At 44.7% G+C, this 20,064-nt stretch carries 20 protein-coding genes; 17 read left to right on the forward strand and 3 right to left on the reverse strand.

Annotated elements, in window-relative coordinates:
- Positions 1-109: 109 nt before the first annotated feature.
- Positions 110-1,720 carry a nitrite reductase gene (locus tag QUF61_RS06475; RefSeq protein ID WP_103921575.1) on the reverse strand — a complete coding sequence of 537 codons (1,611 nt, stop codon included), beginning with the start codon at positions 1,718-1,720 and terminating at the stop codon, positions 110-112.
- A 693-nt stretch (positions 1,721-2,413) separates the two neighbouring features.
- On the opposite strand from QUF61_RS06475, the gene QUF61_RS06480 reads away from it, so the two are divergent.
- The 6 genes from QUF61_RS06480 to QUF61_RS06505 all read left to right on the forward strand — a co-directional run bounded on the left by QUF61_RS06480 (position 2,414) and on the right by QUF61_RS06505 (position 7,328).
- Positions 2,414-3,253, forward strand: coding sequence for a c-type cytochrome domain-containing protein (locus QUF61_RS06480; RefSeq protein ID WP_146066847.1), 840 nt, complete (start codon positions 2,414-2,416; stop codon positions 3,251-3,253).
- A gap of 364 nt (positions 3,254-3,617) precedes the next feature.
- Complete coding sequence (locus tag QUF61_RS06485) at positions 3,618-4,055, forward strand: c-type cytochrome (RefSeq protein ID WP_103921577.1); 438 nt, start codon at positions 3,618-3,620, stop codon at positions 4,053-4,055.
- 12 nt (positions 4,056-4,067) lie between these two features.
- Positions 4,068-5,450 carry a cbb3-type cytochrome c oxidase subunit I gene (locus QUF61_RS06490; protein WP_103921578.1) on the forward strand — a complete coding sequence of 461 codons (1,383 nt, stop codon included), beginning with the start codon at positions 4,068-4,070 and terminating at the stop codon, positions 5,448-5,450.
- Between the two features lie 197 nt (positions 5,451-5,647).
- Complete coding sequence (locus tag QUF61_RS06495) at positions 5,648-6,223, forward strand: cytochrome c oxidase subunit 3 family protein (protein WP_289681040.1); 576 nt, start codon at positions 5,648-5,650, stop codon at positions 6,221-6,223.
- 12 nt (positions 6,224-6,235) lie between these two features.
- A complete protein-coding gene (locus QUF61_RS06500) occupies positions 6,236-6,526 on the forward strand; it encodes a cytochrome C oxidase subunit IV family protein (RefSeq protein ID WP_286019513.1) in 291 nt (96 codons plus the stop codon).
- A 4-nt stretch (positions 6,527-6,530) separates the two neighbouring features.
- The gene (locus QUF61_RS06505) at positions 6,531-7,328 is read left to right on the forward strand and encodes a CbbQ/NirQ/NorQ/GpvN family protein (RefSeq protein ID WP_103921581.1); all 798 of its coding nucleotides are present in this window, start codon (positions 6,531-6,533) and stop codon (positions 7,326-7,328) included.
- A 188-nt stretch (positions 7,329-7,516) separates the two neighbouring features.
- Here QUF61_RS06505 and QUF61_RS06510 read toward each other — a convergent pair whose 3' ends face one another.
- Both QUF61_RS06510 and QUF61_RS06515 read right to left on the reverse strand, forming a co-directional pair.
- Positions 7,517-8,416, reverse strand: coding sequence for a hypothetical protein (locus QUF61_RS06510; protein ID WP_289681041.1), 900 nt, complete (start codon positions 8,414-8,416; stop codon positions 7,517-7,519).
- Positions 8,417-8,523: 107 nt separating this feature from the next.
- Positions 8,524-12,084 carry a DNA repair ATPase gene (locus QUF61_RS06515; RefSeq protein ID WP_289681042.1) on the reverse strand — a complete coding sequence of 1,187 codons (3,561 nt, stop codon included), beginning with the start codon at positions 12,082-12,084 and terminating at the stop codon, positions 8,524-8,526.
- A gap of 241 nt (positions 12,085-12,325) precedes the next feature.
- Here QUF61_RS06515 and QUF61_RS06520 point away from each other — a divergent pair, with 241 nt between their 5' ends.
- The 11 genes from QUF61_RS06520 to QUF61_RS06570 all read left to right on the forward strand — a co-directional run bounded on the left by QUF61_RS06520 (position 12,326) and on the right by QUF61_RS06570 (position 20,056).
- Entirely contained in the window at positions 12,326-12,952 is a 627-nt protein-coding gene (locus QUF61_RS06520; protein ID WP_289681043.1) for a Maf family protein, read from the forward strand.
- A gap of 110 nt (positions 12,953-13,062) precedes the next feature.
- Positions 13,063-14,262 carry a DUF302 domain-containing protein gene (locus QUF61_RS06525; protein ID WP_103921584.1) on the forward strand — a complete coding sequence of 400 codons (1,200 nt, stop codon included), beginning with the start codon at positions 13,063-13,065 and terminating at the stop codon, positions 14,260-14,262.
- On the forward strand, positions 14,259-14,696 hold the full coding sequence (gene dtd, locus QUF61_RS06530; RefSeq protein ID WP_289681044.1) for a D-aminoacyl-tRNA deacylase: 438 nt from the start codon (positions 14,259-14,261) through the stop codon (positions 14,694-14,696). The genes QUF61_RS06525 and dtd overlap by 4 nt, the downstream gene beginning before the upstream one ends.
- 306 nt (positions 14,697-15,002) lie before the next feature.
- Positions 15,003-15,257 carry a DUF2281 domain-containing protein gene (locus tag QUF61_RS06535; RefSeq protein WP_103921586.1) on the forward strand — a complete coding sequence of 85 codons (255 nt, stop codon included), beginning with the start codon at positions 15,003-15,005 and terminating at the stop codon, positions 15,255-15,257.
- Entirely contained in the window at positions 15,254-15,679 is a 426-nt protein-coding gene (locus tag QUF61_RS06540; protein WP_289681045.1) for a type II toxin-antitoxin system VapC family toxin, read from the forward strand. Before QUF61_RS06535 ends, QUF61_RS06540 begins: the two co-directional genes overlap by 4 nt.
- Before the next feature lie 12 nt (positions 15,680-15,691).
- Complete coding sequence (locus QUF61_RS06545; protein WP_289681046.1) at positions 15,692-16,108, forward strand: RDD family protein; 417 nt, start codon at positions 15,692-15,694, stop codon at positions 16,106-16,108.
- Positions 16,109-16,116: 8 nt separating this feature from the next.
- Positions 16,117-17,244: a glycine cleavage system aminomethyltransferase GcvT gene (gene gcvT / locus QUF61_RS06550; RefSeq protein ID WP_289681047.1), complete on the forward strand. Its 1,128-nt coding sequence runs from the start codon at positions 16,117-16,119 to the stop codon at positions 17,242-17,244.
- A gap of 19 nt (positions 17,245-17,263) precedes the next feature.
- Positions 17,264-17,659, forward strand: a complete 396-nt coding sequence (gene gcvH, locus QUF61_RS06555; protein WP_103921590.1) for a glycine cleavage system protein GcvH — start codon at positions 17,264-17,266, stop codon at positions 17,657-17,659.
- 6 nt (positions 17,660-17,665) lie between these two features.
- Entirely contained in the window at positions 17,666-19,063 is a 1,398-nt protein-coding gene (gene gcvPA, locus QUF61_RS06560) for an aminomethyl-transferring glycine dehydrogenase subunit GcvPA (protein WP_289681048.1), read from the forward strand.
- A gap of 14 nt (positions 19,064-19,077) precedes the next feature.
- Positions 19,078-19,575 carry a thiol peroxidase gene (gene tpx, locus QUF61_RS06565; RefSeq protein WP_289681049.1) on the forward strand — a complete coding sequence of 166 codons (498 nt, stop codon included), beginning with the start codon at positions 19,078-19,080 and terminating at the stop codon, positions 19,573-19,575.
- A gap of 112 nt (positions 19,576-19,687) precedes the next feature.
- Positions 19,688-20,056, forward strand: a complete 369-nt coding sequence (locus tag QUF61_RS06570) for a DUF5329 family protein (protein ID WP_103921593.1) — start codon at positions 19,688-19,690, stop codon at positions 20,054-20,056.
- Positions 20,057-20,064 lie beyond the last annotated feature (8 nt).

Here is a 20,064-nt window from a genome sequence, read left to right on the forward strand (position 1 = left end):
CTTATGTCTCGCCGTGCCTATTTTGTGATTAGGGGAAAATGGAAAAATATGGGATAACGGCATTTCACCAAGCTTATTGAAAGTTGGTGAAATGCCGTTGCTTGCGGGACTAGCCTACGTGATGTACACGATTATAAACGTTGAATTTACCCGTTGGGGTTTCCAAGTTTTTAATCCGTGCTTTTTCTTTCAGAGTTTTCGCATCATAGACAACAATTTCGCCTTTGGCGCGATCACCTTTACCGCGTGCCCAGACAGAAACCCAGACTTCATCACCATCTTTGTTGAATTCCATGTGTACCGCGGCAGCTTTAGGATGCTCGGTGACACGAATGGTTTTGATGATTTCGCGGGTTTTCTTATCCATTACCTGAACGCTCTGCTGAACTTCTGGCTCTGGGTGTTTGGTCTGATCCATCCATACATTATCAGATTTTGGATGGGTACGCAGGAATACGCCAGGACCGTCAGTTTCAACGGAATAGCAGACTTTCCATGCATGATCAGGATGACCTTTAGGATCATTACCCCAAGCAGTCATACGACCTTCACCTAAGTGAACCGTACCACCGACTGGACCACATTTAGGGTCAATCCAGTTAGCACCTGGACCAGGATGTGGTTTTTTACCGGTTTCAATGGAAGCTACAAACTTACGATTGGTCGCGTCCATGATTTCCATACGGTTGGAAGCATTTGCGGCAATCTGGAAATACTGCTGAGTTGGATCAAAGAAGCCATCATGCAGGAACTTATGACTGTTGATCATTTCAATACGCAGATTATCTAAATCGCTGTAATCAACCTGCCATAACTGACCTAACTCCTTGACTGCAACAATCCAGGTAGGTGCAGTTGGGGTGTTATAAATCGCTGCAACACGGGCTTCGTTAACATACTCACCATCAACATTCACGCCACGAGTAGAAACCACTTTCAATGGCTCCATGGTTTTAGCGTCAAGAATTGCAAAGTGAGGAGGCCAGTAAGCACCACCAATTACGTATTTATCTTTCCACTCACCATAATGGGAAACAGCAACGTCACGCGCATCATAAGCGATCTGAGTTTCTGCAACCACTTGTGGTGGGTTCATCCACAGATCGATCTTGGTCATTTTGCCGTCACGACCCTGGGTGTACCAGAAGCGACCATCAGAAGATTCTTTGGCAACATGCACGGCATAACCGGTATCAATCTTAGCAATCACTTTTTTGGTGTCGCCATCGATAATACCCATTTTACCTTCATCACGCAGGATGACGACAAAGAAGTTTTCCCAGTTCAAACCATGCATCGGTTTGGTTGGGTAATCTTCAGGCTTAACCATGGTTTTCCAGCGCTCTTTCATTAACGCCAGATTCATTTCAGGTGGAATAGGTGGTTCCATCTGGATATAAGTAGCCAACATGTTGATTTCTTTTTTACTAAAGATATCATCAAAGTTGTTCATACCGCCTTCGGTACCCAGCGCAATAATGCGCTCTAAGCGTTTTTGCCCCAATTTTTTGGTATTTTTAGGTTCCAGACTTTTACCGGTTGCGCCTTTACGTAACACGCCATGACAACCTGCGCAACGCTGAAAATAAAGCGCTTTGGTTGTTTCAAAATCTGCCTCTGACATGGTTGGCTCACCGGCATGGGTATTGAGTGCCAAACCACTCATAGAGACACCAATAGCCAACGTCAAAGCAGACATACTGAATACTGATTTTTTCATACTCACCTCACAATTTATGGAACAATCTTAAAACCTGATACGGATTTTTAAACACCACCGATCTCAGAAGGATTAATAAAAAACAGATTTTTTAATTCTGTTTTTTAATCGTGCTTACATGAATAGAATTGAATTATTCATTAAAATTTATTCCAAATTACTTAGAATAAATAAGGAGTGAGAATTTTATAACTTCAGCAACTTGGCTGGTCTTTTCCTCCACTTTCTACGCTGTGAAAACAGTTACATAGCTTGCTATGCGCCTGTTTTCACGCCTTGAAAATGAATAAAAATCCTGCGCCCAGTTTCTGCATTTATTTCATGCTCACTCCTAAGCAAGATTAGTTTGACTCTCTTATTAGTTATTAGGATGAAGTATGAATGAATTAACAATAAACCATCCTTGATTTCAGTCAATTTTATAATTTTTAAAGCTCAGCATATTGAGACATAAAATAAATTTATTACCTATAAATAATAATTTGAAGTTATTTATTATTTTATAATATAAGTTATATTGTGCGTATCTTTTGATTTATTTGTATGGAATAATATATGAAATAACCCTGCATTGTCACCTATCTTTAGGTAACTAATCACCCAATTTTAATTTTTTACATAGGTATACCTATGATTTCTTTAAAAAGACTCATATTTATCATTTTTTTGCTAATAACATCTCCACTTTTGAGCATGCCAGCCTTTTCGGCAGAAGCACAACCCGTTGAGCAACAAGCAGCTGTAAGCGCTGCTGAAAGTGGTAGCCTGACCCATCAGATGTGGCGCAATATTATGCTGGGTAATCTGAAAATTGAGGCCGATCATACCGCAGTTGACGCCTTGATTTTGCAGGGTAATATTCCGGTTACTTACGAATATGTTGCAACCTTGATGCGCACCCCTAATGCCTTTGGTGAAGGCCCTGCCTGCATTGTTTGCCATAGCTCCAATGATCCTAAACGCAGTTACCGTGGCCTGGACTTATCGACTTGCGAAGGTATTTTGCGCGGTGCGACAGAAGCCCCGGTAAAACCTGCAATCGTACCTGGGGAACCTATGAAAAGCCGGGTTGTGCAAAAACTGCGCAACAACCGGATGCCGTTGGGCGTATCCTTTTTAGCGCCAATTGACACGGATACTATTAATGGTATTAAAAACTGGATCGATGCTGGTGCTAAAGAGGATGATAATTTCAAAAATACAATTTTGCCACTATTTTCCACGCCAAAAGCGTTTGGATCGGATGTCGCCTGTATTTCCTGTCACAGTTCATTTCGGGACCCCCCTTCATTTCATGGTGTTAATCTGACCAGTTACAAAGGTATCATGAAAGGTGCATTTTCAAAATCTAATGCTAAACTTGGCAAACCACCCGTGCCGATTGTGATTCCTCATGACGCTGCAAACAGTCCCTTATATCAGCGTTTGATTGAAAATCGTATGCCACCAGGCATCGGTCCTAACGATGAAAGCGATCATCCAAATACCCACTTATTGATGCGCTGGATCGAGCAAGGAGCTTGGTGCAAGTAAGGAGTGAAGATGAAATAAATACAGAAACTGGGTGCAGGATTTTTGTTCATTTTCAAGGCGTGAAAACAGGCGCATAGCAAGCTATGTAACGGTTTTCACAACGTAGAAAATGGAGAAAAAGACCAGCTAAGTTGCTGAAGTTATAAAATTCTCACTCCTAAGGATGCAGTTAATCCTGAACTGAGTCTCTATTGACGCTATAGTACTTTTTATTTTAAATGTGAGCGTATTTAAATACTGAAATTAGCAGAATACTGACATACATCAAATATTTTGTGTTGACTACGCTATACAATGCCAGTGACTCATTTAAGAGAATCTTAACCATTTTTTTTTCATTGTTCAATTAAAAGGAGATATGCACATGGCTGAGGTATTTACCAAGTCCATGGCGCGGAATATTTATCTGGGGGGATCGGTTTTCTTCCTGTTGTTATTCCTCGTCTTAAGCTTTGATACGGTCAGAAATGAAATTCCAAAACGCGATAACCGGGAGAACCTGACTGAACAGGTTGTTCACGGAAAACTGCTGTGGGAAGAAAATAACTGCATCGGTTGTCATAGCTTGTTAGGTGAAGGTGCTTATTTTGCACCAGAACTGGGTAATGTTTACGTGCGCTTTGGCAACAGCACGGAAGCCATTAAAGGTTTCATTAAAAGTCGTCCTGCACAGGGCATTCCTGGTCGCCGCAGTATGCCACAGTTTAATTTCTCAGACGAAGAGTTGGAGTCTATTGCTCAATTTTTGAAATATAGCTCTGAAATTAATACGTCTAATTGGCCGCCAAATATTCAAGGTTAAGGAGAAACACTGATGCCATATTCCTCGCAATCCGTTGCAAAACTCTATTTTATTGCAGCTATTGGCCTGTTTGTCGGCCAAATCCTGTTTGGCCTGGTAATGGGCCTGCAATACGTCATGGGTGATTTCCTGTTTCCGGAAATCCCTTTTAATGTCGCCCGCATGGTGCATACCAATCTGTTAATCGTCTGGCTGCTGTTTGGCTTCATGGGCGCATCCTATTACCTGGTGCCAGAAGAATCTGAGCGCGAGCTGCACAGCCCATTGCTGGCAAAAATATTATTCTGGGTATTCCTGGTCGCTGGCGCGCTGACTATCCTGGGTTATCTGCTGGTGCCTTATGCTAGCCTTGCAGAAATGACCGGCAACAGTCTGTTACCAACCATGGGCCGTGAGTTTTTAGAACAGCCTACGATTACCAAACTGGGTATTGTCGTCGTCGTACTGGGCTTCCTGTTTAACATCGGCATGACCGTACTCAAGGGTCGTAAAACCGTTGTTACTATTGTGCTTCTGACTGGTTTAACCGGCCTTGCAGTAATGTTCCTGTTCTCCTTCTATAACCCTGAAAATCTGGTACTGGATAAATATTTCTGGTGGTGGGTTGTGCATTTGTGGGTAGAAGGTGTCTGGGAATTAATCCTGGGTGCAATTCTGGCCTTTGTACTGATTAAAGTAACCGGCGTTGATCGTGAAATTGTTGAAAAATGGCTGTATGTCATTATCGCCATGACCCTGATTACGGGTATTCTCGGCACGGGACATCATTATTTCTGGATCGGAACACCGGACTACTGGCAGTGGATAGGCTCTATCTTCTCTGCAATGGAACCGATTCCATTTTTCATGATGACAGTATTTGCCTTCACTATGGTTAACCGTCGTCGCCGCGAGCATCCTAATAAAGCCGCTGTATTGTGGGCTTTGGGTACTGCGGTCATGGCTTTCCTGGGCGCTGGCGTGTGGGGCTTCCTGCATACTCTGGCACCGGTTAACTACTATACCCACGGCACGCAGATTACTGCTGCACACGGTCACATGGCCTTCTATGGCGCGTATGTCATGGTGGTATTAACCATTATCTCTTATGCTATGCCAATGATGCGCGGACGTGCTGCTAACAGTCAACGTTCTCAAGTATTGGAAATGTGGTCATTCTGGTTGATGACTATCGCCATGACCTTTATCACACTGTTCCTGACGGCAGCAGGTATCTTGCAGGTTTATCTGCAACGTGCTACCGAAACACCGCTGCCATTTATGGCGGTACAGGAAAAGATGGCTTTATTCTATTGGATGCGGGAACTGACCGGTCTGGTTTTCCTGATTGGTCTGATACTGTACATTGCCAGCTTTTTTGTTGACGGTGATGAAGAAGCTAAGGCAGAAGCCTAAGATACTGCTTTGGGAATGAAGTGTAGTGGATTTCCCAAAACAGAAGAAGCAGGCTAAGATCTGAATTAGTTTTTTAATTATCAGGTCTGTATAACAAGGCTTTGCAAACATTTTGCATAAATTTGAAAATGTTTGCAGAGCCTTTTTATATTCTAAACCTTATAGCATGAGAGGGTTTTCATGGAATGAACAACAGCATGTCAAATCAAGAAAAGCCACAAAAAATATTACCTGGCGACTTGGCTATATGGATATTTATTTGTGCTGAATTATTAGTTTTTGGTGTTTTTTTTCTGGCTTATGCCTTTGCCAGAACCGGGGATATTGCCCTGTTTAATGCCAGCCAATCCACTTTAATTCGTGAACTAGGCGCAATTAATACCTTAGTTTTAATTACCAGCAGCTATTTTGTCGTCAGAGCCGTTACTGCCATCCGCGAAAATAATTCTAAATCCTGTGCACACTGGCTGATAGCCACGCTGTTGATGGGTGGTACTTTTTTAATTATTAAAATTTATGAATTTCATGAAAAATTTTCTCATGGCATTAGTTTAACAACCAATACCTTTTATATGTTTTACCTGTCCATGACTTTTTTTCATTTTATGCATGTCATACTTGGCATGGTTATTCTTGCTGCAGTCTTATTAAAAACACGGCGCGGCGGTTATAGCGCACAATCTCATACCGGTGTAGAAACGGGTGCTTCTTACTGGCATATGGTGGATCTGGTTTGGATTGTTCTGTTTCCACTGATTTATATCATGCGTTGACCCCCTATGAATATGAAAACCGTAGCTCACAAAACAAGTTGGATACGCCCCTGTACCCGAGTATGGCTGCTATTAATGAGCCTTACTCTATTGGCTCTGATTATTGGTAAATTAGAATTAAGCGGCACGGTCATTATTTCTGTGCTACTGTTTTCTACTTTACTTAAAGGGCAAATGGTGATTGATTATTTTATGGGCTTGAAATATGCCCCACGCTTATGGCGTTTAATGGTTTCCATTTGGTTATTTTTAGTACTCGGCGGCATTGCACTGGCTTATTGGCTGGGACTTCAAGGAAACTAAAACCATGTCTTCATCTACAGATACAGAATTACCTTTTTATAAACCCTTCGGCAACGAAATGACGTTGTTTGAACAGGCTTACCAAAATCAGTTGCCGGTATTAATCAAAGGTCCCACAGGTTGTGGCAAAACCCGTTTTGTCGCACATATGGCAGCACGCCTGGGCAGACCACTGTATACCGTCGCTTGTCATGATGATTTAACTGCAACCGATCTGGTTGGGCGGCATCTGATCGGTGATGGCGCAACCTACTGGAATGATGGGCCATTAACCCAGGCAGTACGGGAAGGTGCTATTTGTTATCTGGATGAAATTGTTGAGGCTCGCAAAGACACCACTGTTATTTTGCATCCACTCACCGATGATCGCCGTATTCTGCCGATAGAGCGTACCAATGAACAGCTTGTTGCACCACCGGAATTTATGCTGGTGGTATCTTACAACCCCGGTTATCAGAACCTGCTGAAAAGCATGAAACCCAGTACCCGCCAGCGTTTTGTTGCCTTGCGTTTTGGTTACCCCAAAAGCAAACTGGAACAAGAAGTGGTGATTGGTGAAACCGGTATTGATGAGAATATGGCCAAGCGTTTGGTTAATCTGGTTAATGCCCTGCGCCGTTTGAAAGATCACGATATTGAAGAAGGTGCATCCACCCGCCTGCTGGTCTACGCTGCCAGCTTAATTCAAACCGGTTTTGCGCCGGTTGACGCCTGTCGGGCTGCGCTGGTTGAGCCGCTCACCGATGATAAAGAAACCGTTGATTCGTTAATGGAAGTGGTACTGGCAACTTTTGGTCAATGATGCGCTAACGCACGCACCTTGTTTAACAGGGCCGGAGCATCCCATTCCCGGCCACCGAAGCTAACACTAAAACCCAAGTTGCTCTCATTGTTTAGTTTCCACTGAATTTAGGCAAATGGTGGGCAAAATACCGTTCAACATTGTGCCAATATTAAAAATCTCATCGGTATTTCGCCCATCCTTCTCAACTACTTGCTAACCGCAGCACTCAAAGCCTCTTCAATTGCATCCGGTGCACCGGAGATTTCCATAAAACTACCCATGCCTAAATCCGGGAAGCTTTGTGCAATGCGAAACTTGCCATGCAACATATACACCTTGCCATCTGCGGTGACCAGCACGTCATAAGGCAGATGCGCGGCGTGCTTCAGTTTACCGGTATCAATGATTTTCATGATGCCTGCATCTGCGCCTTCGCCTTTGCTGATTGCTGCACCAAATAAAGTTTCTTTTTTACCTGGAATATCAATCCGAAACACTTTTTTAGTGCCACCTTTACCCGCAGACAAACCGGCATCTACTGCTTTCACTGCTGCTTCATAACTGCCATAAGCTGCCAGTTCCACCTGATCATCAAAATACGGCATCATCATCATATAATGATATTCCCGTAAGTCATCAGCATTTTTGCCATCCTCTGAACCAAATGCCTGACTTGCCCCCAGAGCCGCTTTTAATTTTCCCGCAACATCCTGCATGTCACCTTGCATGCGATAAGCATTTGCCATCCATACTGGATTGGTGTAACTCACCTGCACCTGAGCGTCTGCTTTGCTTACGGCAACGCGCTGCGCTACGCCATAACCGCCAAAGTCGGACAAGGCCGCATTTTTCTTGGTCGCATCATTGCTGACAACCAGAATTTCCGTACCCGCATAAGGACTGTATTGAGCTGCAATTTCAAAGCCTTGGTCGGTTAATGCCGTTTTGACTTCGGCGGCTTTTGCCGCTACTTCGCCAGCCCCCTGACTGCCAAGCACATAAGGTTTTAATTTTTCTCCAGCTTGTGCAACTGCCGCAGCGCTTAGTAATAAAGCAAAACTCAGAGAACGTGCCAGCACAGAAACAGGCTTCGCAGAATAGAACATAAACATCTCCCTTCCTTTAGTCGTGTTATTTTTAATGATTATATTTCAGCAAATATTACCGAATAGTTTTTTTACCACAGGGGTAAGGCTTTTGCCAAGTGATATGATCAAGTTAATAGAATAATGCAGCTTTCCTGTATGATTTGCGCATTATGTGAGGATGCTTCATTGCTTTGCTGGTAAGCGGAAAGCCAGGCATGTACTAAAATATATTGCTCTGCAAGGCGTTGGTTTAAAGCGTGCAGCGTGCTGTCAAATTGATTCAATAAAGCGTGTTCTTGCAAGTAATGTGAAAAAGCTTCCACCTGCTGCATGGCTGCCGCTGTAGCGGTAAAGTGTTGTCCACCCACCTGTAATTCAGCTAATAAATAATGCGCTTCCTGTATATAATGACTTGCCTGAGCCTGTGGAAACATCGCTTGCAGTTGATGGGTTTTTACAAAATCGGCGATGGCTTGTGCAAAAGTCTGAGATAATCGCGTTGCATAGCTTTCTCCCGCATGATTAAAAGTCTTTTGCAAGGTATTTAAGGTTTGCGCGGCTGTTTGCCATTGCTGACATTGTTCTCGATCCGTGTGTTCTGCCCAGAACCATTGCGCCAGTGCACGACAAGCTGGTGCGTAAGCCAGTAAGCCCGCGCTATGGTTTAACTGTAGCAAGGTGCGCAAAATTTGTGCGGCATCCACGTCATGCACACCGCGTTCATAGCCTTCTTCGTAACGCTCTGCGGCAATTTTGCGCACCAGGGTCAGCATTTCTTCTTCCACCAACAAGGCTTGTTGCAGTGCTTCGGCTAATTCCGGTTGTTGCTGCGCTGTAAAAAAAATACTGGCGGCAAGATATTCTGCGCGATAAATCTGCTCATTTTCAGAGATCAGGCTTTGTTGCCAATAATCGCGCAGGGCATCTAAATCCGGGTTTTCCAGCTTGTCAAAATAATCTGTACCACTCAAGTGCATGACCAGTTGCAGGCCGTTTTCAGTATTTTTAGGCAATAAGGTCAGATCCAGTTCCTGGGTATTGACGCTGAACTGGTGTTGACCCAGTTGAATCAGCTTGCCACCTTCAGAAAAAATATCCTGACTGTCGCGTAAAGCACGGCCTGCCTGATCCCGGGTGGTTTTGAGTTTACCGCTGAGATCCTCGGCCCGGACGCTGTCACCCAAGGCATCCAGTTCCTGAACCATATCCCGAACTTTCATTACCATGGCATCAGAGGCAAACCAGGCATTTTGCTCATCCAGGCTGTCAAAACTCGCCAGTCGCCGCGTTACCCCCTGCAAGATACGATTAGCCGCAGTTTCCAGGTGCAGCGCACGGCGCTGACGGGCTTCCAGTAGTTGTTGTTTGCGGCTTTCAAAACTGCTGTAAACCGTTTCACGCTGTTCGCTAATCTGCTCTAAAAATTCGTCAAACTCTCCAAAACGTCCTTCCAATTCTTCCAGTTGCACCAGCAAGCGCGATAACTGCTCATCGGCTTTGTCCGGTGTGTCGGCAAGACTTAACGCACCACTGACACTTTGCGAAAACAAGCGAAACTGCGCGGCAAACTCAGCGCTGGCCTCGCGGGAACTGAGTTCCTTGCGTTTAAGTTCCAGTTCAGCGCGGGCACGATTGAGTTTGGCGTAAACTTCAGCAATATCTTCCAGAATCCGGGTGCGGGCATCGCTGTCGTCAATTTTCAGGGTATTAAGCACTTCAGTCAGCAGTTCCAGACCATTGGCTGTGGTTTCCAGTTGTTCTGCCAGTGCCGTAATTTCCTGGGTTTTCTTAACTGCACCAATGTCCTGAATTTGTTGTTCCAGCGCCTGGTGGTAAGGGGCAAAGGCATTTTCTGCAAGGATAAACTTGACTGTGATCTGACTGAGCGTATCAAAGGCTTCGGTGGCTGCTGTGCTGAGTTGATCCAATGCGCTGAGGTCGATATAACGCAATTCCCGCAAGCTGATAAGCTCACCGCGCAGGGCGCGCAGTTGTCCAAGATTAGCTACAAACTCACTGACTTCATGCCAGTTGGCATAACGTTCTGCTTCAAACAGCAGGCTTTTATGTTTGGCCTGAATTTCACTCAGCGCATGAGCAGCCTGTTTGCGCAGTGCCTGCACCTTTTCAAATTCATCAATAATCTGTTCCGCATTTTCCAATACCTGATGGAAAATGTCTGACAAGTTGCCAACTTCTTCATGATCCAGCCAATGATAGCCGTCCATTACCCGCCGCGTGGTGGCGATCAAATGCTCATACATCAAGCGCGTGGGGCTTTGCTCGTCAATCAGATGTTTGATGCCGTAAGCATCGGATAAGCCGCGCACCAGTTCTGCATTGCCGATACGCGCCAGAAAGGAATCCGCTGGCGCAGACTGTGCGGCGTGTTCCGCGCTCATATACGGGGTTTGCCATATTTGCATGGGATGTACGCGGGTTGGCGTATCATCATCGGCGCGAAACACCACCATGCGCCCATCAGCAAAAATTGAATAACCATGACAAATAATCGGATTATCCACAGTTTTGCGAATCAGGTTATAAGAGAATAAAACCAGCTTGCCCAGTTCCTGCTGGTCAAATACATACAACACATCCTCGCCATTTGGTGCACGGATGCGGCGTTTAAAGATCATTTCCGCCAGATGCTCTTCCGGGAAAATCTTAAACTCGCCGTTACTCAGATAATAGCCGCCGGGGAAAATAATGCCGTGATCTTCGGGCAGGGCAATACAGGCCGTACCGATGGCATCAATTCTTTGCACTTTTTCCAGCAAAGGATTAAATACCAGATAACGCCACAGGGTTTCTTTATAAGGGCGGATTTTTAATAAAATCAACGCACCGACCTTGGCATATTGAATCTGGGCATCTGCCAGTGATTGATGCAGGTCTTCAACGGGTTCGCGGTAAATCCCCAGGCCATCTTCAGTATTATTTTCAATTTTAACCGTCAGATCGCCGCCGACGGCTTCAACAAATACTTCATTAAGAATAGAAACATGGGGGTGAGTGCCGGTAACATGGTTTTCGCGAGTGGTGGTTTGCCACTCAAAATCGTGGGAATCCGGGTACACATGATCGCGCTCCCCACGATTATCGATATAACTGACTTTTCCGCGCGCATCCACCGTCCAGCGAAATACCCGGATGTCTTTCAGGGTACGACCAATCTGAAATATCGCCAGACGCTTGCCAGCAACATCGCGCAACTGGCTGAGTTTTGCATCTTTGTAATAACGATATAACTCATTAAAATCATCAACAAACTTGCTTTCATTTAGAAAGTTATGGGTACTGTCAACGGCTGCAAATTCAAAACCTTCTGCTGTTTCTTCAATATGATGCAGGCTGAAAACATCAGCAACATTAATTTCCGCGCGCATCCCCACAAACACGTTATACCCAAATAGCATTTCATGACCAAAAGCTTTAATATCACGCGGCACGCAGTTGTTTTCCGTGCGAATCCGGGTGCGCCCAATCACTTCCATTTTAGTGCTGCCAAACACTTCACTGCGGTGTTGATTTAAACCATTCAGTGAATCACTTAAGCGCTGGCTTTGTTGGCTTAAACGCTGACGAATAATCTCATAAGCGCCGCCGGTGTCAATTTCCCCTTCTTCGCCTGTTTTTGGAAGGTTATTTTCGACAGTTTCTGAACTTTGCTGTTGTTCGCTCATGGCAGTCAGGTCTCACTATAGCCGTGCTGTGGTGTTTTCCTCGTTTCCCCTCATTCCCAATCTCCTGATTGGGAATACAGGCCTTGCAAGCTCTGCTTGACAGCAAACTGGAGCTTGCAAGGTAGGCATTACCAATGCGGAGCTTGGTAACGAGGAAATGGGGAAAATCAAACTCATTTAAAATTTATCTTTCCTTATCTCATATTCATGTCAGAATAGCAAAAAACTAAAAGATTGTATTATGCCTAAACTTTATCTCGCTTCCGCCTCACCCCGTCGTCATCAGCTCCTGCAACAGTTATCTATCAGTTGTGAGGTGCTTCACGCTGATATTGATGAAACGCCCAGGCCCAAAGAATTGCCTGAAGATTATGTACAGCGTCTGGCAATGGAGAAAGCCAAAGCCGTCTATGCTACACTGCGCATTGCACCGTATGTTGAAAAACCTGTTGCATTTTTAGTACTGGGTGCGGATACTGCCGTAGTATTGGAACAACAGATTTTTGGCAAACCAGAACATGCTGAAGATGCCCACAATATGCTGCGGCAGTTATCGGGGTGCAGGCATCAGGTGATGAGTGCCGTGACTTTGTTAGAAAGCCGTGAGCAAGCACAGAATCTACCACTGATTCATCAAGCCTTAAACGTTACCACAGTACAGTTTCGGCAATTGAACAATACGGAAATAGACGATTATATCGCTACTGGAGAGTCGTTTGGTAAGGCCGGCGCTTATGCCGTACAGGGTTTTGCAGCAACTTTTATTCAATCGTTGCACGGCAGCTATTCCGGGGTCATGGGTTTGCCCTTATTTGAAACGGCAAACTTGCTGCAAAAAGCAGGGTTTAATTTACTACCCTCAAAATAAACGAATAAATATAAATTAAACTGATATTACGCAATCAGCATTTCAAATTTTCAAAACCTATGAAAAAGAAGCTGTTGCATAACATCAGATAATAATAAACTGGCAAAGGGATGGATACGGAGAATTTAAGTTTTACAGGTAGGATAGTGCGGGTATTAAAAATACCGCTGTTTCAAAATCAGCCTCATATCTGGAGCATTTTCTTTCGCAGCCTGCGTAACCTGCTTGCCGGTATTGGTTTACTTACCATATTTGCCATATTGTTTTTTTATTATCAGGGCAAGCAAGCGATTAAACCGTTTCAAACGCAGTTTATGGACATCAGTACCGAGTTTGCGCGCAAAGCGCTACTCACGGATGTTGCCAATGCTCTGGTGGTAAAAACTCCGCTGCAAAAAGATGTCACCCTGAAAAAAGCGCGTCAGGCTATGATTAAACGTGGCAAACAAATGAAAATTCCGCTGATCAAACGTTATGTCCTGCATGAAGCCATTGATAAGAAAAAACATGCAGTGATACGCCATACTGAAATTTTACAATTTTGTAATGCTGATATTGCTTATGGGGCACTGCAATTTAATCCCGCTTATCTGGTGCACATGCCTTGTCGTATCGGACTTTATGAAGATGAGCTGGGGCAAGCCTGGTTAATTACCATGGACTTGAATCTGTTAATTTATGGCGGTCGCCCGATGCCGCCCGCCTTACACGAACAAGCCCTGTATTTACAAGATGCCCTGCTGGCAATCATCGCGGCTGGCAGTAGTGGCAAAGCACTTGCTGATTTAAAACCTGAGAAAAAGGAAAACACCAAACCGGCTTTGTCTGAAAAAGGTAAAACAGATAAGAAAGTAGTGAAAAAACCGGAAACCCCTGTCAAGCAAAAACAGGATGTTAAAAAACAGGATAAACAGAAAAAAGTAACGCCTGAAAAGCCTAAAAAAACTGTTAAACCTGAAGCCAAAACGGATAAAAAAGACAAACAGGAAAAAGCTAAAAAGCAAGCACCAAAAATAGCGCCTGAGCAGAAAAAACCGGAAACTAAAGCTAAAGAGAAAACGACACCGAAGAAAACTGCCGCACCACAAAGTGCAGCTAAACCTGTAACCGTGGATAAAGCACAAACTAAACCAAAACCAGCCCCTGACGCTGCACCCAAACTTAACCTGAAACTGCCAGCCATTATTGCTCCTGCGCCTAAACCCGCACCAGCAAAAACAGCGGAAGAATTTCCATCAGCCTTGCAGAAAATTCTCTCTACTGATGAAAATAAAACCAGCACTGGAAAACAGGAAAAACCATCCCCATGATTGGATTGTTACAGCGCGTCACCCGGGCCAGTGTGGTGGTTTCTGAAGAAACCGTAGGCTGTATAGATAAGGGCTTATTGGTATTATTAGGCGTTGAAAAAAAAGATGGCGAAGCACAGGCAAGGCGTTTGCTGGAGCGTTTACTGAATTACCGTGTATTTCCCGATGAAAACGGTAAAATGAATCAAAGTCTGCGGGACATGCAAGGTGGTTTATTATTAGTGCCGCAGTTTACGCTGCCCGCAGATACCCGCAAGGGCAACCGCCCCAGCTTCACCCCGGCAGCGGATCCTGAAACTGGAAAATGTTTATTTGAGTATGTATTGCAGGAAGCGAAAAAGCAGCATTCTACTGTTGCCAGTGGCGTGTTTGGCGCTGATATGCAGGTGCATCTGGTTAATGACGGGCCGGTGACTTTTTGGTTGCAGGTTTAGCTTAGGAGCGAGAATTTTATAACTTCAGCAACTTGGCTGGTCTTTTTCTCCATTTCCTGCGTTCTGAAAACAGTTACATAGCTTGCTATGCACCTGTTTTCACGCCTTGAAAATGAATAAAAATCCTGCGCCCAGTTCCTGTACTTATTTCATCCTCACTCCTTAATAGTTAGAGAGAAAAATTACTTAAATATTATCTTGGTATTATGTTTCCTCTCGTTCCCACTTTTATACCTGGGAACGTAGACCTTGATGCTCCAGCATTAAAATTCCCAATCATTTTCATTATTATCAGGAGTGTATAATATGGAAACCATTAATCTCAATAAGCTTCCGCCGCAGGCAAAGATTGAGTTATTAGATTTTTATAAATTTTTATTAGGCAAATACGCCTCTTTTGAGACACCTCAAATGCAGCAAAAACCTAGCAAAAATATCAATACGCTACAATCTCAATCTGCTATCCCTGAAAATCTTGCATCAGATGGTTTTGCCATGTTGAAAAGCCAGCGACCTGCCGTACCTGTTGACTTCGATCCAGCGAGTTTATTAAGCAAATGATTGGTTTAGATACCAATGTTTTGGCACGTTACTATATTCAGGATGAAAGTGACGAAGAAGCACAAAAACAACATGAAATAGCACGATATTTGATTATGTCAGGCAAACCTCTTATGGTATGTAAGACTGTAATTTTAGAATTGGAATGGGTCATGCGAGGATACTATGACTTTAATTGTACAGAAATTGCAGCAGTATTTCGGCATTTATTGTCTCTTTCTCATATCGTAGTTGAAGATAAAGCGGGGGTAGCACAAGCAGTATTTGCGTATGAGCAAGGATTGGATTTTGCAGATGCGCTACATCATACTGGTTACCAAGATTGTACTGAAATGGTTTCTTTTGATGATAGAAAATTCATCCGACGCGCTACCCGTTTAGGTTTTGAACCACCTGTTAATAAACTTGAAGACTATAAATAGTTACCCTGCCCTATGTCCACAGCCATCCCCGATCTCCCCGCCGCCGGTTTATTTCGTACTCTGGCAGCCATTTTTTACGACAGCCTGTTATTAATTGCAGTATTGATTTTTGCTGGTTTTATCGCCTTGCCTTTTAGTAAGGGCGAATCCAGTATGCTGTTTAATCTTTATATTTATGCCATTTGTTATTTATACTTTTCCTGGCCCTGGATGCGCAGCGGACAAACGCTGGGTATGCGCACCTGGCGCATTCGTTTGTATGCAGAAGACGGCAGTCGCCCTAGTTGGAAAGCGGTACTCATCCGTTTTCTGACCGCAATGTTGTCCTGGTTTTGTTTAGGCATGGGGTATTGGTGGATGCTGATTGACACACAACAACGCAGTTGGCATGACATAACTTCTAAAACCCTGTTATTACGCACACAATAGGTATTATTATGTCAAATAAAACAGCCCTGTATGCGCAGCATGTCGCCGCAGGCGGTAAAATGGTTGATTTTGCAGGTTGGGAAATGCCGCTACACTACGGCTCCCAACTCAATGAGCATCATCAGGTGCGTCGTGATGCGGGGGTGTTTGACGTGTCTCACATGACTGTGGTGGATATCACAGGTTCACAGGCACAGGATTTTTTGCGTTATCTACTGGCAAATGATGTAGCGCGTTTGAAAACCCGTGGCAAAGCCTTGTATTCCTGCATGTTAAATACACACGGTGGGGTGATTGACGATCTGATTGTCTATTTTGTTGCAGAAGACTTTTACCGGATGGTGGTCAATGCCGCAACCCGGGAAAAGGATCTGAACTGGATACAGCAACAAAGTCAATCATTTGAAGTGAGTGTCAGCGAGCGTGATGATTTGGCAATGCTGGCGATTCAAGGCCCTAATGCACGGCAAAAAACACAGTCTTTATTACCACCAGGCCTATCTCAGGCAGTTGCGGATTTAGCCGTTTTTCAGGCTACCTGGGAAGATGCTGTGGCACAAAGTCATGGTGAAAATCCAGGCTGGTTTATCGGACGCACCGGATATACCGGGGAAGACGGTCTGGAAATCATGTTGCCCCAGGCACAAGCCCCGGCTTTCTGGGAAAGGCTGTTAGCTGCGGAGATTACACCGATTGGCCTTGGCGCGCGTGATACGCTACGCCTGGAAGCGGGTATGAACTTGTATGGTACGGATATGACAGAAGCGACCACGCCCGCGCAGTCCGGTTTAAGCTGGACGCTGATGTGGAATGAAAACCGTGATTTTATCGGGCGTGATGCCATTTTGCCGGAAAAAGAGCGCAGTGAACAGGTTTTAGTGGGCTTGATACTGCAAGGCAAGGGCATTCCCAGAGGCCATCAAAGTGTATTAATCGGTGACCCACAGCAGCCTTCCGCTCACGGAGAAATTACCAGTGGGACGTATTCACCAACCATGAAACAAGGTATTGCCCTGGCAAGAATTCCGGCAAAGCATGGTGCTCAGGTTTGGGTCAATATTCGTAACCGTAATATTCCCGCAACGGTTGTTAAACCACCTTTTGTTCGACATGGTAAAATCCTGCATTCAAGCTAATAACGGAGTATAAAAAGATATGAGTAATGTCCCTGAGTCTCTAAAGTACATGAAATCTCACGAATGGCTACGTGACGAAGGTGATGGCACAGTAACCATAGGCATCACTGAACATGCCCAGGAATTGTTGGGGGATTTGGTCTATGTTGATTTACCTGATAATGGGGATGAGCTGGAAGCCGGTGGAGAGTGCGCGGTGCTGGAATCCGTGAAGGCCGCATCCGATGTATACAGCCCGGTTAACGGCACGATTACCGCAGTGAATGAAACTCTGGTGGATGCACCGGAAACCATTAATGAATCGCCTTATGAAGCGGGTTGGATTTGTCGTATTCAACTGAGCAATACCGGACAACTGGATGGCTTGCTGGATGCTGCGGGTTATTTGCAGATTTTGGAAGACGAAGATCATTAAACCATCATGCCCTATATTCCCCACACTGACGCCGATATTCAAACTATGCTGGAAACCATAGGCGTTTCCAGTATTGAACAATTATTTGATGAAATTCCTGCCGCTTTGCGCTGTGGCGAATTGGAAACCCTGCCTGAGTCTGTGACGGAAGCGGAAGTCACGCGCCTGATGCAAAGCCGCGCCAATCAGGATGCAGGCAGCTTGTGTTTTATTGGCGCGGGCGCTTATGAGCATTATATTCCCGCCGCTATTTGGGAAATCACCACCCGTGGTGAATATTATTCTGCCTATACCCCATATCAGGCAGAAGCCAGCCAGGGTACGTTACAACTGCTTTATGAATTCCAAAGCATGATGGCGGCACTGACGGGCATGGATGCTTCTAATGCCTCTTTATATGATGGTGCCAGCGGTCTGGCAGAAGCGATTTTGATGGCGGTGCGCTGTAATCGCAAATCCAAAGCCAAACAAATACTGATGCCACGCAGCGTGCATCCGAACTATCGCAAGGTGGTTGAAACTCTGGTTAAAAATCAGGGTATTTCTTTGCTGGAAGTAGCGTTTAACCCGGATACGGGAAAAATGGATCTGACGGCATTAACCGCATTTGCAGATGAAGATATTGCTGCGGTGGTGATTCCTCAGCCTAACTTTTTTGGCGTGCTGGAAGAGGTTGACGCCCTGACTGATTGGGCGCATCAGCATAAAGCATTGGCAATCGGTCTGGTGAACCCCTTGTCCCTGGGCATATTGGAAGCGCCTGGTAACTGGGGGGAAAGCGGTGCAGACATTGCCTGCGGTGAAGGTCAGCCCCTGGGTATTCCCTTGTCGTCCGGTGGCCCTTATTTTGGTTTTATCTGCTGTAAAAAGGCATTGGTCAGGCAAATGCCGGGGCGTATTATCGGCGCTACCGTGGATATGGAAGGCAAACCTGGCTATACCTTAACCTTACAAGCCCGTGAGCAGCATATTCGCCGCTCCAAAGCCACTTCAAATATTTGTACCAATCAGGGATTGATGGTCACGGCAGCCACAATTTATATGGCAATGTTGGGCGCGAAAGGGCTGGAACAAACAGCGCGCACCTGTCATCACCACACCCGCCAGATACTGGAAAAATTTACTGCCATTGAAGGTATTGAAGCTGTGTTCAATAGCCCTTATTTCCATGAACTGGTTCTGTCTTTTAACATGCCTATACCTCAATTATTGCGCTCATTGGCAGCGCATAATGTATTGGGTGGTTATGATCTCAGCCAGGATTACCCGGAACTGGGCAACAGTTTGCTGGTTTGCGCAACAGAGTTGCGTACCGAGGAAGATATTGAGCGTTATGCGGATTTATTAAATCGAATCGTAGCAAAAGTTGGCAACCGCAATTGTCCTATCAAACCGAAGTTTTAAACAAGGAAAACAACATGGCAAATATCACATTACAAGGCAACGCAATCCACACCAGTGGCGACTTACCAGCAGTAGGCAGCAGTGCGCCTGATTTTAATTTAACCAATGGCGAACTTGGCGATGTTAATCTGGCAACTTATGCCGGTAAGAAAAAGCTGCTGAACATTGTGCCGAGCCTGGACACCGATGTCTGCGCAACTTCCACCCGTAAATTTAATGAAAGCGCGGGTAGTCGCGACAATACCGCAGTATTGGTCATTTCCGCAGACCTGCCTTTTGCGCAGGGGCGTTTTTGCACCACGGAAGGTTTAAAAAATGTGGCTGCGCTATCCTTGATGCGTAATAAACATTTTGCTAAAGATTACGGTGTACTGATTACCGATGGCCCTTTAGCCGGTATTACTGCGCGCGCAGTCGTGATTTTAGATGAAAACAATCAGGTTATTTATACTGAAATGGTACCTGAAATTACCCAGGAACCTGATTATGATGCAGCTTTAGCAGCGCTTTAATCATTTTCATATCGGTTTTTGAGTCTTAAATGCCCGAGATAACTACTGATTCAGGGATAACACCCCTTCAAGGGGTGTTATCCCTCAGTAAAAATATGGAGCTAAATTAAATATGACAAGAAAATTGATCACGCTATTAGGTTTCATGTTATTAAGCGCCCCGGCTTTTGCTGATGTTCCCGTTTCACAACAAGCTGAAGTTAAATATTTACTGGATTTTATAAAAAACAGTGAGTGCTTAATGGAGCGCAATGGCAAACGGCACGCTGGAATAGAGGCGCTGGCTCATATTCAAAAAAAATATAAGCACTTTAAAGATAAAATCCAGAGCACGGAAGATTTTATTCAATACAGTGCCAGTCAAAGTACATTAACGAGCAAACAGTATATCGTTCACTGCACAGCAGCAAAAACCATCAGTAGTCAGCAATGGTTATTAAATGCACTGAAATCTTATCGCTCAGGAACAGGAATTAAATAAAAGGAATC

This window comes from Candidatus Venteria ishoeyi, assembly GCF_030378065.1.
GTDB lineage: Bacteria > Pseudomonadota > Gammaproteobacteria > Beggiatoales > Beggiatoaceae > Venteria > Venteria ishoeyi.

Bases quoted from the DNA above. Each gene is read 5' to 3' on its own strand.
- QUF61_RS06475 (WP_103921575.1), bottom strand. From the start codon at position 1,720: ATGAAAAAATCAGTATTCAGTATGTCTGCTTTGACGTTGGCTATTGGT.
- QUF61_RS06480 (WP_146066847.1), top strand. From the start codon at position 2,414: ATGCCAGCCTTTTCGGCAGAAGCACAACCCGTTGAGCAACAAGCAGCT.
- QUF61_RS06485 (WP_103921577.1), top strand. From the start codon at position 3,618: ATGGCTGAGGTATTTACCAAGTCCATGGCGCGGAATATTTATCTGGGG.
- QUF61_RS06490 (WP_103921578.1), top strand. From the start codon at position 4,068: ATGCCATATTCCTCGCAATCCGTTGCAAAACTCTATTTTATTGCAGCT.
- QUF61_RS06495 (WP_289681040.1), top strand. From the start codon at position 5,648: ATGTCAAATCAAGAAAAGCCACAAAAAATATTACCTGGCGACTTGGCT.
- QUF61_RS06500 (WP_286019513.1), top strand. From the start codon at position 6,236: ATGAAAACCGTAGCTCACAAAACAAGTTGGATACGCCCCTGTACCCGA.
- QUF61_RS06505 (WP_103921581.1), top strand. From the start codon at position 6,531: ATGTCTTCATCTACAGATACAGAATTACCTTTTTATAAACCCTTCGGC.
- QUF61_RS06510 (WP_289681041.1), bottom strand. From the start codon at position 8,416: ATGTTCTATTCTGCGAAGCCTGTTTCTGTGCTGGCACGTTCTCTGAGT.
- QUF61_RS06515 (WP_289681042.1), bottom strand. From the start codon at position 12,084: ATGAGCGAACAACAGCAAAGTTCAGAAACTGTCGAAAATAACCTTCCA.
- QUF61_RS06520 (WP_289681043.1), top strand. From the start codon at position 12,326: ATGCCTAAACTTTATCTCGCTTCCGCCTCACCCCGTCGTCATCAGCTC.
- QUF61_RS06525 (WP_103921584.1), top strand. From the start codon at position 13,063: ATGGATACGGAGAATTTAAGTTTTACAGGTAGGATAGTGCGGGTATTA.
- dtd (WP_289681044.1), top strand. From the start codon at position 14,259: ATGATTGGATTGTTACAGCGCGTCACCCGGGCCAGTGTGGTGGTTTCT.
- QUF61_RS06535 (WP_103921586.1), top strand. From the start codon at position 15,003: ATGGAAACCATTAATCTCAATAAGCTTCCGCCGCAGGCAAAGATTGAG.
- QUF61_RS06540 (WP_289681045.1), top strand. From the start codon at position 15,254: ATGATTGGTTTAGATACCAATGTTTTGGCACGTTACTATATTCAGGAT.
- QUF61_RS06545 (WP_289681046.1), top strand. From the start codon at position 15,692: ATGTCCACAGCCATCCCCGATCTCCCCGCCGCCGGTTTATTTCGTACT.
- gcvT (WP_289681047.1), top strand. From the start codon at position 16,117: ATGTCAAATAAAACAGCCCTGTATGCGCAGCATGTCGCCGCAGGCGGT.
- gcvH (WP_103921590.1), top strand. From the start codon at position 17,264: ATGAGTAATGTCCCTGAGTCTCTAAAGTACATGAAATCTCACGAATGG.
- gcvPA (WP_289681048.1), top strand. From the start codon at position 17,666: ATGCCCTATATTCCCCACACTGACGCCGATATTCAAACTATGCTGGAA.
- tpx (WP_289681049.1), top strand. From the start codon at position 19,078: ATGGCAAATATCACATTACAAGGCAACGCAATCCACACCAGTGGCGAC.
- QUF61_RS06570 (WP_103921593.1), top strand. From the start codon at position 19,688: ATGACAAGAAAATTGATCACGCTATTAGGTTTCATGTTATTAAGCGCC.